This window comes from Acidaminococcus sp. AM33-14BH, assembly GCF_003603525.1.
Lineage (GTDB): Bacteria > Bacillota > Negativicutes > Acidaminococcales > Acidaminococcaceae > Acidaminococcus > Acidaminococcus intestini.
In genome coordinates, this window is record NZ_QTNG01000008.1 from 17,870 (window position 1) to 31,698 (window position 13,829).

11 protein-coding genes and 6 tRNA genes are annotated in these 13,829 nt (G+C 44.4%); 2 read left to right on the plus strand and 15 right to left on the minus strand.

Annotated elements, in window-relative coordinates; translation table 11 throughout:
- Positions 1 to 8: 8 nt before the first annotated feature.
- From DW817_RS06840 to DW817_RS06850, 3 genes are all read right to left on the minus strand, one after another.
- Entirely contained in the window at positions 9 to 1,307 is a 1,299-nt protein-coding gene (locus DW817_RS06840) for a TRAP transporter large permease (protein ID WP_120111750.1), read from the minus strand.
- Entirely contained in the window at positions 1,304 to 1,846 is a 543-nt protein-coding gene (locus DW817_RS06845; protein WP_120111754.1) for a TRAP transporter small permease, read from the minus strand. The genes DW817_RS06840 and DW817_RS06845 overlap by 4 nt, the downstream gene beginning before the upstream one ends.
- Positions 1,847 to 1,907: 61 nt before the next feature.
- The gene (locus tag DW817_RS06850) at positions 1,908 to 2,927 is read right to left on the minus strand and encodes a TRAP transporter substrate-binding protein (protein ID WP_120111757.1); all 1,020 of its coding nucleotides are present in this window, start codon (positions 2,925 to 2,927) and stop codon (positions 1,908 to 1,910) included.
- Between the two features lie 164 nt (positions 2,928 to 3,091).
- On the opposite strand from DW817_RS06850, the gene DW817_RS06855 reads away from it, so the two are divergent.
- The gene (locus DW817_RS06855) at positions 3,092 to 3,745 is read left to right on the plus strand and encodes a GntR family transcriptional regulator (RefSeq protein ID WP_120111760.1); all 654 of its coding nucleotides are present in this window, start codon (positions 3,092 to 3,094) and stop codon (positions 3,743 to 3,745) included.
- Positions 3,746 to 3,811: 66 nt separating this feature from the next.
- On the opposite strand, the gene DW817_RS06860 is transcribed toward DW817_RS06855, so the two are convergent.
- The 4 genes from DW817_RS06860 to DW817_RS06875 all read right to left on the minus strand — a co-directional run bounded on the left by DW817_RS06860 (position 3,812) and on the right by DW817_RS06875 (position 8,560).
- Positions 3,812 to 4,555 carry a gamma-glutamyl-gamma-aminobutyrate hydrolase family protein gene (locus tag DW817_RS06860; protein ID WP_120111763.1) on the minus strand — a complete coding sequence of 248 codons (744 nt, stop codon included), beginning with the start codon at positions 4,553 to 4,555 and terminating at the stop codon, positions 3,812 to 3,814.
- A 69-nt stretch (positions 4,556 to 4,624) separates the two neighbouring features.
- Entirely contained in the window at positions 4,625 to 5,695 is a 1,071-nt protein-coding gene (gene eutH, locus DW817_RS06865; protein WP_120111766.1) for an ethanolamine utilization protein EutH, read from the minus strand.
- Between the two features lie 6 nt (positions 5,696 to 5,701).
- Positions 5,702 to 7,099, minus strand: a complete 1,398-nt coding sequence (locus DW817_RS06870) for a sodium:alanine symporter family protein (RefSeq protein ID WP_120111768.1) — start codon at positions 7,097 to 7,099, stop codon at positions 5,702 to 5,704.
- Between the two features lie 231 nt (positions 7,100 to 7,330).
- Positions 7,331 to 8,560, minus strand: a complete 1,230-nt coding sequence (locus tag DW817_RS06875) for a MerR family transcriptional regulator (protein WP_165851878.1) — start codon at positions 8,558 to 8,560, stop codon at positions 7,331 to 7,333.
- A 426-nt stretch (positions 8,561 to 8,986) separates the two neighbouring features.
- Here DW817_RS06875 and DW817_RS06880 point away from each other — a divergent pair, with 426 nt between their 5' ends.
- Positions 8,987 to 10,018 carry a hypothetical protein gene (locus tag DW817_RS06880; protein ID WP_120111774.1) on the plus strand — a complete coding sequence of 344 codons (1,032 nt, stop codon included), beginning with the start codon at positions 8,987 to 8,989 and terminating at the stop codon, positions 10,016 to 10,018.
- Between the two features lie 617 nt (positions 10,019 to 10,635).
- Here the strand turns inward: DW817_RS06880 and DW817_RS06885 are convergent.
- The 8 genes from DW817_RS06885 to DW817_RS06920 form a co-directional block, all read right to left on the minus strand.
- Positions 10,636 to 12,558, minus strand: a complete 1,923-nt coding sequence (locus DW817_RS06885; RefSeq protein WP_243634092.1) for a TonB-dependent siderophore receptor — start codon at positions 12,556 to 12,558, stop codon at positions 10,636 to 10,638.
- A gap of 193 nt (positions 12,559 to 12,751) precedes the next feature.
- Positions 12,752 to 13,117, minus strand: coding sequence for a hypothetical protein (locus DW817_RS06890; RefSeq protein ID WP_120111776.1), 366 nt, complete (start codon positions 13,115 to 13,117; stop codon positions 12,752 to 12,754).
- Between the two features lie 191 nt (positions 13,118 to 13,308).
- Positions 13,309 to 13,385 (minus strand) — tRNA-Arg (locus tag DW817_RS06895).
- A 9-nt stretch (positions 13,386 to 13,394) separates the two neighbouring features.
- A tRNA-Gly gene (locus DW817_RS06900) sits at positions 13,395 to 13,468 on the minus strand.
- Between the two features lie 10 nt (positions 13,469 to 13,478).
- Positions 13,479 to 13,555 (minus strand) — tRNA-Pro (locus DW817_RS06905).
- An 18-nt stretch (positions 13,556 to 13,573) separates the two neighbouring features.
- Positions 13,574 to 13,649: transfer RNA gene (locus DW817_RS06910), tRNA-Val, on the minus strand.
- A gap of 9 nt (positions 13,650 to 13,658) precedes the next feature.
- A tRNA-Glu gene (locus DW817_RS06915) sits at positions 13,659 to 13,733 on the minus strand.
- Positions 13,734 to 13,735: 2 nt separating this feature from the next.
- Positions 13,736 to 13,810 (minus strand) — tRNA-Asn (locus DW817_RS06920).
- Positions 13,811 to 13,829 lie beyond the last annotated feature (19 nt).

The following is a 13,829-nucleotide window of genomic DNA, read 5'->3' on the forward strand; positions in this document are numbered from 1 at the left end:
CCCCTCTCTTATACACTCATTCCCAAAAAAGTTGGGAACCAGAGACTGACTTGCGGGAAGAACGTGATGATAAGAAGGGCAATCAATAGGCATCCCAACCATGGAAGAAGTGCTCTTGAAAATCTTCCCACCGATATATGACCAACTTTACTTACAACAAATAAAACCAATCCAAATGGCGGCGTCAATAGGCCAATCATAAGGTTTAGGACCATAACAATGCCGAATTGTGTCAAATTGACATGAAAAGCTTTCAAAAGGGGAAGAATCAAAGGGACGACAATAGTGATTGCAGATGCCGTTTCAAGGAAGCAGCCAATAATCAGCAGGAAAATATTGATGATGACAAGAAGCATAAATTGATCAGATACAAGACTCGTCATCTCACGAAGAATTAATTGAGGAATCCTCACTCGAGTTGCAACATAGCCAAAGAATGTTGCTCCAGCAATAATTAAGGCAATTGTAATAGAGTCTCGAACCGTTTCCTTCAGGATGGAAATAAATTTCTTAACAGTCATCTCACGGTAAATAAGGACTTCTAGGATAAGACTGTACATTACAACAATAGCTGCACTTTCAGTCGGTGTAAATACACCACCATAGATTCCAATCAAAAGAATAACAGGCGCAATCAAGGGAAGGATACCGTCTTTTAGGGCGCTAAAGACACCTCCAATTGTAGGAAATGGTGTTCTGGGGTAATTGCGTTTGATAGCATAAGCACTAACAAGAAGCATCATGAAGGCAGCCATGACCAACCCAGGCACAATCCCAGCCATAAAAAGTGCACCTACGGAAGCACCAGAAACAGTAGCATAAACTACTAAAGGGATGGACGGTGGAATAATAGGACCTAAGGTCGAGGAGGCAGCTGTTACACAGCAAGAAAAATCATTGTCAAAGCCATTTTCATTCATAGCCTTGATTTCAATGGAGCCAAGCCCGCCAGCATCCGAAACAGCAGTACCGGACATGCCTGCAAAGATAACAGAACAAAGGACATTGACATGACCCAAGCCGCCAGGAAGCCAACCAACAACTTTCATGCACAACGAAAATAGCTTTTTAGTTATGCTGCCCGTATTCATAATCTTTGCCGCCAGAAGAAAAAGCGGGATGGACAGCAAGGTGAAAGAATCAACGCCCGTATATAGGTATTGAGCAAGAAGGCTCCATCTCATGCCAAATCTAATGGCAAGGACAGCGCATCCAGCAAGTGCCATGCTGACGTAAATATTGACCTTAAGGAGAAAAAGGACGAGCATGGAAATCAGTAATAGGACAATCATTGCATTTGTAGTCATATGCCTAAGTTCATCTCACTTTCTTCTTTCCGGGCTAAAGCTTTTTCTTCGGCATTAATATCAATCGTATCTTTCTTATTCAAGATTAGAGCAATAGCCTTTCCAACCGCGACTAAGAAGAGGAACCCGAAGCTAACCAGCATAATGGTATAAATCCAATTCATTTTAATCCAAGGGAGTGCTACTGCGGAGACCCCTTCATTTGCATCAATCAAAACCAAAAGGCTCTTAATGCAAAGAACAGAAAATACAGCGGTAAGCCCATCGGCCAGGATGTTAGTTACTTTCTGAACGCCTGCAGGCAACTTATTAACCAACATATCGACACAGATATCAGCACCTTCCGCTAGGGCAAGCGGCGCTCCAAAAAATACCATCAGACAAAATGCAATTCGTGCCATTTCTTCTGTAAAATTCTGGCCGATGGATAAAAGCCGGCAGGCAACCTGGACTACCATCAAGACAAAGATAAGAAACAGTAATGTAATACAAACGGTTTCAACGAGTTTTAAATAGCCCGTGACAATCTTTTTGACCATAATGTTATCCTTTCTAAAAAAGATGCCGTGCTAAAACTTGCACGACATCTTAGTAAAACTATTATTTTGCGTATTTCATAACTTCATCGTATGTCGTGGCTTTCCACTTGCTATTGAATTGTTCTTTATAATAATCCTCCAGCTGTTTGCGGAATGCATTGCGGTCAACTTTAACAATCTTTACACCCTTGGATTCACATTCTTTCTTATACTGATTGCGGCTTTCAGCAGCAAGTTTATCCGCATACTGCAGCGCTTCCGTTGCGCAGTCTTGCAGCACTTTTTGCTGGTCTTTGCTCAGCTTATCAAAGGCTTTGTTGTTGATGAACAATCCTACGAATTCATATACATGATCTGTTTCCATGATGTATGGCTGAACTTCGTAGAGCTTTAAGGTTGCCATCTGTTCGTAGCCACCTTCACAAGCTTCAGCAACATGGGTCTGAAGTGCCGTATACAGTTCGTTCATAGCAACCGTCGTAGAACTTACTCCAAGATTGCTCCAAGTATCAACATAGACTCTCATCCCAGGAAGACGGAGTTTCAAGCCCTGAAGCTCACTTGGCGAATTGATGGGCTGCGTGGAAGCTAGTTCGCGCATATCACGGTTATGGAATCCCAGTGTCGTAAATCCGTTCTTCTTGTAGATTTCCTTCAGCTTATCACCAATCCCGCTCTTCAGGATTTCCTGCTGCTGTTTCTGACTAGTCATAAGGAAAGGTGCATCAAGGAACGTATATTCCGGTGCATAAAGATCAAGACCTTCCAGACCGGACATGGTCATATCGAGATCCCCGCTGGCAACCGAAGAATAGTTATCTTTCGGATTACCAAGCGTACCGTCCGTAAATAGGTTGATCTCAATACTACCGTTCGATTTTTTCTTCACATCCTCAACAAATTTCTTGAGTGCCTTGCCAGCAGGAGAATCTGCAGAATAAGCTGTTGCCAGATCCATCTGGACTTTTTCTCCGCCCTTCTTTTGTGTGGGATCTGCACTTTTATCCGTTCCGCAGCCAACACAAAGTGCAGCGAGAACTGATGCTGCGAGAAGTGTCAATGCTTTTTTCTTCAGTTTCATGTTAAAAGCCCCCTTATCATAATAGTTGAATTTTCCAATAATTTTCCTTGCTTTGATTATAGCCTACTACTCTCTTGAATCAAAAGGATATATTCCGTATAATAAATATATATATCTTGTATACATTATGTATTTTTCACCGTATAGCGAAAGGGGACCAATTCATGGCTATAAATCTTAGAGACAAAGCTTACAATGCCATTAAGGATAAAATTTTAACAGGCCGAATTGGTCACAGTGACTTCCTTAATGAGGGTGAATTGATGAAAGAATTGGATGTGAGCAGGACACCAATTCGCGAAGCACTTTCCCGACTGGAACAGGAAGGCCTTGTTTCTGTACTTCCTAAAAAAGGAGTTCTAGTAAAACCCTTAACAGTCAGCGACATCAGTCAAGGCTTTGAAGTACGGACAATCATAGAACCCTATATCATTGAGACTTACCTAAAATTCATTGATAAACATGAACTCTTAAAAATTAAAGCCCTTTCTCAAAAACTGATTATAGCGCCACCAGATCCAACTAAGTTTGCCAAACTTGATGATCACTTTCATCGAGTCATTGCTTCAGCCTGTCCAAATGTCTTTATCAAGACAATGTTGGGTAAAGTATTTGACCAAAATATCCGGGTTAGGATTTACTCTGAAAAGAACCTATGGGAACGGCACATTGAGGCTGCAAAGGAACATATTGAATTGATTGATTATATTCTTGATAATAAAGTAAACGATGCCCAAAAGGCTATGGTACATCACCTGATTACATCAAAAGAAATTCAAATGATGGCCTTACGTGACAAACAAATCAGTGCTTGGTAACTCCAGACATATTAAAAAGCACCGTGGTCCAGAGTTTTCTCTGCCACAGTGCTTTTTAGTTTACCTTTATTTAGCCGCTTCTTTTATAAAACGAGTAAAAATCTTTGCCTGCTCGTCCGAGTCATACATCATCTCTGGATGCCACTGAACAGCAAGAGCCATGCGGTTTCCTGGTATTTCAACTGCTTCCACAACACCATCTGTAGCCGAACGAGCAATTGTAACTAAATGGTTCCCTAAATTCTTAACAGCCTGATGATGAAAGGAATTGACCGCTACTTTTTTCGCTCCGAAAATATCATACAGCAGACATTTTTCTTCAACCACGACCTCATGAGAAGCATGATTTAAAGGCATGGCTGAAATAAAATGATCATGGAACCCAGCTTTTCCTAAGTCTTGATATATGGTCCCTCCCATTGCAATGTTAAATACCTGAATGCCTCGACAAATCCCTAGAATTGGCTTTGAGGTCGCTTCTATAACATATTTTACAATCGCAATATCCTGTTCATCGCGTTCAGGAACAATACCTCCACATTCCTTAGATATAAATTCCCCGTAGCGCTGTGGGTCCACATCATTACCCCCAGAGATAAGGATTCCATCCATACGGTCAACAAGGGTCTTAGCATTATCAAAATCTTGATAGATGGGAATCATTATAGGAATTCCTCCGGCTTTTTCAACCGCTTTGATGTAATGCTCTGCGAGCATATGGAAACCCTGTCCTGCAACTCCAAAATGAGTCAACATGCCAGCACTGTCTGTCGGATCAAAATTACAGGTAATACCAATCAAAGGTTTCATATTCTGCACTCCTTTTCATTATATTAATTCAGTTCTACCTTTTTGATTAACTGTCCCAACCATTTTATATTATTGGCGTAATAAAACGAAACGCGCAAAGCATAATGAAGCTAAACTGGCAACAAGTTTTGAAATAAATACGGGCATCAATAAACCAGGTTCTACTTGCGCTACAAAACAGAAATGATCTCCTAAAAGCCATGCTCCTGATACAGCAAACGCCGTGTTAAGAACCACATCATTTTCCGACATTTTCCCTAAGCGTGAAAACATCGCCATGCTATTGACGACCGTCATCATGAGGCCAGCTGCCCCTTCCTCAGAAAATCCAAATTTTATTAAGATAGGATCTAAGCAGCTTGCAGTGAGTCGATGAATAAAGACCACAAAAGGGTAGGCCCCACCTAAAAGTAATGCAATGCCTCCAATCGTAACGATCGCATCCTCAAAAGGAAGGAGATCTGGGAGAATGGAGTAAGAAAGAACCTTCTGAATCAAAACACAAGCAAGCCCACCATAGCTGACGATAAGACTGACTTTTGCTAGAAGCACAAGAAAAGCAGCCATTAGATGCGGGTACTTTTGGAGCAGAACCGTTAAAAATAGCACAAAAAGTACAAGGGGAACCATCTGTTTTAGTAGAATACCAAGGGGAAGACCAAGTAAGAGTCCACCCACAAAAATACCGATAGGAGAAGCTATGATTCCTGCCATTAGCCCGTTAATGATGGGAATCGACTCCTTAAGTTTCTTTCCCATAAGAGCTACAGGAACTGTGAAGGTTAAGGTGGGCCCCAGCACGCTCCCGACCACATAGCCGCTAAATTTCCCTAATACATGGGAATCTGCCATTTCCATAGCAAGAGGAGCACCGCCAGAATCAACAGCCAGACATAAACCTGCTGCAAACGAAGGATCTACCCCAAATAAATGAGCTAAAGGGAGCAAACTTGGTTTTAAGACCGCAGCCAACACAGGAGCTAGGCAAATATACCCAGTCATCAGAAGGAGTAAAGGCCCTGCCATGTCAAATCCTCTTTGCAATTCGTTACCGACTCCCCAAGGACTTCCCCTAAAAAGATCAATAAGGGCCACTACAAAAGAAACCGTGATACAACCAACCAGACAATGGTATATCATCGTTGATCAACCCTTATTATCGATATATAGCTCCACAGGAACATTAGAATCCGCCTTCAAATCCTCATATTTCTCCTGATTGTCCATATAATCCTTGGTAAGGAGCCGGACATAGGGGAAAGCTTTAAAGATAGCAATCATATTTAGAATAATAATCACTGCATTTGAAAAATCCAGCAACTGAATGAGAACACCTAAAGAGGTGAATCCACTGACCAATAAGATTGCAATGTAGCAAAAACGAGTAATTTTAGAACCAACGGGCCCCCAAAGGACTTCGGCTGCTTTTTCAGCATAATAAACAAATACAATAACAGTTGAAAGAGCGAATAGAATCAGACTGATAGAAACGACAAGCCCGCCAATCTGGCCCAAATTTTGTTTAAATGCAGTCACTGTCATGGATCCACCCATTGAAGCAGGCATCGTTCTCCACACATCAGAAGCGAGTACAACAAGAGCCGTTACAGAGCAAACGATAATCGTATCAAAAAAGACTTCAAATACGCCCCATAGGCCTTGCTGAACAGGATGTTTCACATCAGCATTACTATGTGCAATAGAGGTCAGTCCATTCCCAGAATCATTAGAATAAATTCCACGCGCAATCCCCCAACGAATCGTAAGGGCCACAGTCGCTCCAGCAAATCCTCCCGTTGCGGCAGTGCTTGTAAATGCATTTTTGAAGATTGCAAGGATGATTCCGGGCAGTGCTTCAACATGCATTAAAATGATGACGAGTCCAAATGCCATATAAAGGATGGACATAAAGGGAATCATCCGTTCTGTAACATAAACAATACGTTTCAATCCGCCGTAGACAACGGTAGCCACAAAAATTGTAATGACGATAACGGTAGCAAGCTTCGGAATACCATGAACTAGGAGTGTATCACTAACGGATGACAATTGAACAGTATTCGCAAGGGCTAAATCAAAAACAACAACAATGGAAAACAGCGTTCCGATCCATTTAAGGCCTGTAATTTTAGGGATATAAACCATAGGTCCGCCGGTCCACTCACCTTTTTCATTCTTAAAGCGATACCGCAGTGCTGTCACAACTTCACTATATTTAATAATAGCGGCAACAAGACCTATAATCCACATCCAGAAAACAGCACCAGGCCCCCCATATGCAACAGCCAATGCGACGCCAACAATATTTCCCGTTCCAAGTGTTGTTGATAGAGCCGTCGTCAAAGCCTGAAACCCGGATATTTTATCTGCATCCTTACCTTTCTTGGCAAAAGCCTTGATAATTGTATGATTCAAAATATAGGGAAGGTGGATGAATTGGAATCCCTTGAGTAAAATTGTCATCAGAAGCCCCCCTCCCCCTAAAAGGACAAGCATTGGATACCCCCATAACCAATCAGTAAAAGAAAGTATGGTCCTTAACATTATGAATTCCTCCTTCTCATTTCATTGAATGACTTTATGATATGTTGTTGAGAAAAGACACTGTCAAGGGCCTTAAATCGTTTTTTCTTTTGTTTAATGTATAGTATGAATGTTTTTTATATTTCCCCCTCATTTCTGCTCATTCAAGAAGTTCAGTCCAAAAACGACACCAAAATAAAAAAAGAACGGCAAAATGTAGAGTGTACTCTGCATTTTACTGTTCTTTACTCGTTAGCTTCTTGTCGAAAAATAATACTCCATATAAAGAGGCTCACCTGTTTTATGAGCTTCGAAAGCAAATACATCTGGAGTATCATACAAAGTTCCCAGTTTTTGTGTATTTACCTTATAACCGAGACTAGTCAAATTTTTTTCCGTATATCCATCGATAAAAGTCAGGCATGACCCTTCCGGATATTTATGGTGAAGCGCCTTAATTGATTGGGAATTACGTTCATAACAAATATCAGCGCCAAGAATTTGATGCATTTTCTTAAAGTAGGGCTGCATTTCTTCCGCTAAGGATTTTTCTTCATATAACTGATGTTCCCCTCCAGCAAAAAAACTGATCATAACATCAACGGACTTTTCCCTCAATGGAAATTTCATACTGTTATCAGCAATCATCACCATATTCAAAGGCAGTCCCAACCGTTCAATTCTTTCCTTGTAGGCCTGAATGATTTCTAGGTATTTATCTGTAATGATGTACGTACAATCATTATTTAGATCCTTGAAGTGATTATATAGAAAAAAATACCCATTCACTCGATTTTCCATAACCACTTTACCTGATAAATCCATATGATTCAATGTTTGAACATGACTGTCAGCAATCTTGTGAAAATACTTATAGAATTCATCTGGCATTCCTTCGTATAAGTGCCTGTCAAGATCAGGAGAATCATGGAATCCTCCATATCGATTGCCCGTATCAATGATTCCATCAATAATGGCCGCTTGATACCCACATTCACAGGATAGCTGTCCATTAAAAATATAGGGATAGGTAATTTCAGCATTACTGAGATGCAGAGAATTGTGACAATGTGGACAAGCCAAAAGGCCAACTGCAGAGATAGGAATTCCTAGCCTTATTGGACGATCTTGAATCTTTAAAAGATTCTCCTTTTCCTCTTCTATACACTGCAATGCTTTTTCAAGATTGATTATTCTTTCTTGCACTTTATTCTTTTGACTATCGAGAAGTGTCTTAAAAGATTCCCGAGTTGCTGGCTCATGCCAATTGGAAAGTCTTTTAAGTCTAATGATTGCTTGGATATCCTTGATAGAAAAGGACATAGCTTTTAATTTTTCAATGTAAGCAAGGTCATCGACTTCACGTTGGGTATAATCATGATCTGCACCTTTTTGAAGTGGCATAAGAAGTCCTATGCATGTATAGTACTGTATTGTGTTACGTGAATATCCAGTCAACTTCGTTAATTTGCTGATTTTCATAGCCACCATCCTCCCTACGCATCCTATAATAATAGTTATTATACCCTAAAAATATGATAAATTCAGGATTAATCCTATTTTTCACTTTACGCTTGTTTTCTTTCATCAAAAACGATGGATCCGGTAAAAACCCATATTAAAGACCAAGAGATCGTTTAATGATCAACTCTATATCAAAAACTTTCCTTCCCCATGCTATAATGGACCTATCAAACCAGTCCTTACCATCCTCAAAAGGAGTGCCTATGTATCTATCTGATTATCTCATGCTTGCTATTTTGGGAGCTTCCTTTCTTTTTCCTTCTGACGCGCGGACCCATACGGTATGGGTCTTCTGCCTTATCTATGTGTTTATACGTATCAAGCACCGTAAATAATAGGTTCCTGCAGGAATCTTCATTTCATTCGTTCCACAAGGAGGATCTTATGAATAAGAAAATTGCTGCCTCTATCCTACTCACTTGTCTTTCCATGGGGTTTATGGGGGCCGCTCAAGCCTTTCCTTCATTACTTGAAAAAAATGAGGCAGCCCTCTATACTCCGCTACGGCACACGGGGACCCGCTGGACCCTTACCCACTTTTTTGCCCTGTTAGGAAAAAATGACAAAGAAGCCGCAGAATTTTTTGGTGGCGGCACGCCCACTGATTCCGCCGATGGAACATTTACAATTGGCCGCACCTATCCGGTCCGCCTCTTTGGTGAAAACCGGGAAGCGGGAACACTCTATGACCGGGACGGCAAGGTGCAGAGCATTACGGTCCAGCTCGAAGATCCCCGGGCCGCTGCCTATGAACCGGTCCTAACGTGGTACTATGGTGCTCCGACAAAGGTCCAATCGGTTCCGTCTGAAGCAGGAGCCACTTATACAGAATGGACCCATGAAAATGCCCGAATTCGGCTCTACCAAATGTATGGACTGTCGGCCCTTGAAGTCACCCCCTCTGAAAAGAGAGGCCACACGGTTACACCGCCTTTATGGGGCGGTAAGTGGATTCCAGAGGACATTCGCCGCATAACAAGCGGCATGAAAAAGTTTCCGCCCCTTGAACGGGCCATCATAAAAACCTACGGCATCGACGAGGCGGAGCGGAAAGATACAAGATACGCCTATGAAATCCTTGACCTTGACGGTGACGGCGGACTTGACGTCCTTGCGATTGTTTCCGGGCCTTACACAAGTGGCACAGGCGGTGATTCAGCCCTGTGGGGGACCTTCCGGAACGGCACCTTTGAGGTAAAGCAGACCTTCACCCTCATGAGAACGCCCCTTATTGTTACGGCAGATCCAACAAGCCTCATCGTCCGGAGAAGCGGCGGCGGTGCCCCCAGTAAGATTGTGCGCCTTGACTTAAAGGACGGGAAGTTTGCAGAAAGCCAAGACGAAAATGTCATGAAGAACCTCAAGAAAGATAAAGCCGTCGTCCTCTTTGACGGCGTGCGGGAAATGAGATTATAAGAAAATGCAGAACGGGCCACCATTGCAGCGTGCAAGGGTGGCCCGTAGGCTGTGGGAAAAGAAAGGCTGTCAAGCTGTCTATTCAGGCTTGGCCAAAATGGCTGTCACGAGCCTGCGGCTCTGGCTGTCGAGCTAAAAGGCCTGCTTTGATGCTATATCGCTAAGGCTGCCTTCGGCAGCTGGCTGAGGCGGAAAGCATAGGAAAAAGGGTCTTCCTTGGCTAAGACGCTCCGCTTGGCTAAGACCGCCGATGGCGACAGGCTAAAAACTGTGAGGCCGGCGCCAATTGTGTTGTCGGGGATGCGTTTCTTGTCTGAAGAAGGCAGTTATAAGGCAATATAAAGGCAAGAAAGTCCATGTTTCATTCCAGTACTATCCCTGCCTTACGGGCTTTTGCCTTCACATCGCTCCGCTCAGTTCGATCTGCAGAAAATATTTCAACACCTATTGAATCATCTGATTCCGAATGAAAGAAGAAATCAGATTGAAGCTCCCACCCGAACGCGTCTCTTTGTCCAGGTGGGGCTTTTCTCTCTTTTCTTTAGGTTTAGGGTCGGCGTTATGGTTTTTTCACAACACCTTGACTTGATGCAATCTTTGCGCCGAACCAAACTAAACTAAAACTTCCACTCCGCCCCCACCTTCCAAACCCGTCCGGGAATGGCAAAGCTGCTTTCCGTATCGAACGTTTTATCAAAAAGGTTATCGATGCCGGCAAAGACCATCATGCGACCCAGTTGTTTAGTAAGCGATAGATCCATCGTGCTGTAGCTATAAAGGCTTGCTAATCCGGTCCTGGCGCTTTCGATGCGGTAACGGTCGTTCCATCTAGCGGCAAGGCTCACAGTAAAGGGGGCTTTCTTACCATCCGTGTAGAAAACTTCCATTAGCCCCGTGGCTCGGGCCATCCCCGAAAGCGGTTCATGGGTTTCGTCGTCACGCCCATCCATATAGGTATAGGCGGCCCGGATACCGTAATGGTCATCAAAGTCATAATGGAAGTCACCTTCGATGCCTTGAATGGTGGCGCGGTCAACATTTGCATAGGAGTTGATGAGCGTCATATGGCCGCGGCCCGGGATCCTGCCTATGACCTTGCTGACAATAAGGTCTCTTGCCTGATTATAAAAGTAGGTCACGCGGCCTTTTGCTTTGCCCCACTCCCCTTCGTAACCGGCATCAAAAGTGCGGGTCTTTTCGGGGCGCAGGTCCTCGTTTCCGTAGACGATGACCGTCATATAGAGTACGGGCGTTTCTTCCATATCACCATAGCGTTCAAAAAGGGATGGTGCACGGTAGGCAAAGCCATAATTCACCTTGAAACGGTTATGGTCATCCATAAGGTAGGTCAGTCCAGCCCGCGGTGACCACTCACTGCCAAAGTCTTCATGATGGTCCCAGCGGATACTAGGCACAAAAAGCAGTTTCTTCCCGATTTTCCATTCATCGGCACCGTAAAAAGCATACTGATCCGTGCCCCGTTCGCTATATCCCTTGGTGAGGCCTCCCTCGCTCTGAAAACGGTCCGTACGGCTTCCGCCATAACGCGTGCTGCCCGCCTCTAGATGACGGTATTCTGTCCCGTAAGTAAAGGTATGGCTTTCATCGGCGCGGTACGTCACGCGCCCTTCGACGGCACTCGTCGCATACTCGGCCCGGTCAAAATTGTACCCAGTTCCTGCACCCAAATAAGAGTGTTTTCCTAAGCGGTTGTGGTACACCTTGAGATCGTACTCATTTTTTCCGTGCGTCCCTTCATAGGCCAAGTGATAGTCCTGACGATTATTGTCATACCAAGTGGTGCCGCGGCTTTGGACGCTTTGCCGCAGGGATTCGCGCATAAAAGACGCTCCAAAGCGGACACTATCTTCATCCGTCATCTCATAGGTTCCTTCAAAAGAAAAATGGCGCCGGGGCCCAAACATATTGGTCCAGCCTTCACTTTCATCCTTACGGACCTTGGTGAGGTCGTAGCTCATGCCAAGGCTCAGTTTTCCCAGCTTATCCGTATTCAAGCCGCCATACAAGGAAGTTTCGCTGGACCCCGTCGTGACGCCGGCATAAGACGATGCCCCCTCGGGCTTTTTCATAAAGATCTGGATTACGCCGCCTACAGCATCACTGCCATAAAGGGCGGAGGCTGCCCCGCGGAGCACTTCAATGCGGTCCACATCATGAAGGTTGATGCGCCGCAATTCGTAGCCATTGATTGTTTCCGGTGCGTCTTCACCGGCTAGCCGCCGCCCATCGACGAGGATCAGTGTTCCCTTATTGCCCATGCCGCGCAGCGACACCTGGTGCGTCACTTGTGACGACTGACCCTGCATGGAAGTCGGCGTCAGGTCAAGATTCGGCACCCGTTTCAGGACATCTTCCACGGTCTGGGCTCCCCATTTGGCAAAGTCTTTCTGCGTCAATACATCAACTGATTGAGGAATCAGCTTGCGGTCGTTTTTGGTCTTCGTCGCCGTAATAACAATCTCCTGAATAGGCTCGTCTGCTGCAGCCGCAGTGCTTCCCGTCAAAAAAAATGAGGTCATTGCCACAAAGGCAAAAAACGCCCTCGGTCCATTCTCCATTTCCCATGATCTGGGATTTTTACCCATATTTTAATCTCCCCTATTTTACTTCGTATTTATCACGTTCCTATCATACGAAATGCTCACCTTCTTTGCAACAAAAATAACAAAAAAAGCCACGACCTTACCTAGTCATGGCTATGATAGAATCCTTTCAGTGATTGCAGATTTTGTCAAAGATGTATGGCAGGGCTTCCTTTGCCTCGGCATAGCGTTCATCCGTTCCGCTTAGGATCACACTGTTTTCACGCGTCTGTTCGGCCTTACCGCTGCCGATGGTAAAGGGGCTGTTTGCCGGTTTAAATTCAAGGTACCCATTGATGATCGTCGACTGCAGCTTTACCTGGATAGCAGCAATGGACTTAAAAGGAATGACCTTGAAATTGTTGTCCCCCACGATCCAAAGGCCGCCCGTCTTATCGATGACAACGGCATGATCATGAACATAGAGATTGGCGCCGCAGCAGTCAATGGCATAGCGTTCCATCCCCAAAAATTCCCGGGCCGGGCTAAGCTGCATCTGTGCCTTTTGCTAAACTGCACATTCTTCTGCCGCAGCCTTGATCGAATCGAAAAAGCCCCATATTCCGACCCTTTTTTCGTGGTGGTCTGATTTCATTATATTGGGGCCCAAAAAGAATGCGATTTCTATCAGGAACCGCACCGTGAAACAAAAAAGCCTTCCCCGAAAGGAAGGCTAAAGATTCGACATGGTGACCCCGGAGTGATTCGAACACTCGACACACGGCTTAGAAGGCCGTTGCTCTATCCAGCTGAGCTACGGGGCCAAAATAAAATGGAGCGGGTGATGGGAATCGAACCCACGTAACTAGCTTGGAAGGCTAGGGCTCTACCATTGAGCTACACCCGCAAAAAAAATTTGGTCGGAGCGACAGGATTTGAACCTACGACCCCCTGCTCCCAAGGCAGGTGCTCTACCAAACTGAGCTACGCCCCGTTATAAACAGCAACAAGATGGTGGGCGCTAACAGGATCGAACTGCTGACATTCTGCTTGTAAGGCAGACGCTCTCCCAGCTGAGCTAAGCGCCCAAAAAAAAATGGTGACCGGAGGGGGAATCGAACCCCCGATACCGCCGTGAAAGGGCGGTGTCTTAACCGCTTGACCATCCGGCCATTGGCTCCCCGAGTAAGACTCGAACTTACAACAACTCGATTAACAGTCGAGTGCTCTACCATTGAGCTATCGGGGAATCTTGGTGCGTCCTAGGA

Bases quoted from the DNA above. Each gene is read 5' to 3' on its own strand.
- DW817_RS06885 (WP_243634092.1), bottom strand. From the start codon at position 12,558: ATGACCTCATTTTTTTTGACGGGAAGCACTGCGGCTGCAGCAGACGAG.
- eutH (WP_120111766.1), bottom strand. From the start codon at position 5,695: ATGATATACCATTGTCTGGTTGGTTGTATCACGGTTTCTTTTGTAGTG.
- DW817_RS06890 (WP_120111776.1), bottom strand. From the start codon at position 13,117: ATGCAGCTTAGCCCGGCCCGGGAATTTTTGGGGATGGAACGCTATGCC.
- DW817_RS06850 (WP_120111757.1), bottom strand. From the start codon at position 2,927: ATGAAACTGAAGAAAAAAGCATTGACACTTCTCGCAGCATCAGTTCTC.
- DW817_RS06880 (WP_120111774.1), top strand. From the start codon at position 8,987: ATGAATAAGAAAATTGCTGCCTCTATCCTACTCACTTGTCTTTCCATG.
- DW817_RS06875 (WP_165851878.1), bottom strand. From the start codon at position 8,560: ATGAAAATCAGCAAATTAACGAAGTTGACTGGATATTCACGTAACACA.
- DW817_RS06860 (WP_120111763.1), bottom strand. From the start codon at position 4,555: ATGAAACCTTTGATTGGTATTACCTGTAATTTTGATCCGACAGACAGT.
- DW817_RS06870 (WP_120111768.1), bottom strand. From the start codon at position 7,099: ATGTTAAGGACCATACTTTCTTTTACTGATTGGTTATGGGGGTATCCA.
- DW817_RS06840 (WP_120111750.1), bottom strand. From the start codon at position 1,307: ATGACTACAAATGCAATGATTGTCCTATTACTGATTTCCATGCTCGTC.
- DW817_RS06855 (WP_120111760.1), top strand. From the start codon at position 3,092: ATGGCTATAAATCTTAGAGACAAAGCTTACAATGCCATTAAGGATAAA.
- DW817_RS06845 (WP_120111754.1), bottom strand. From the start codon at position 1,846: ATGGTCAAAAAGATTGTCACGGGCTATTTAAAACTCGTTGAAACCGTT.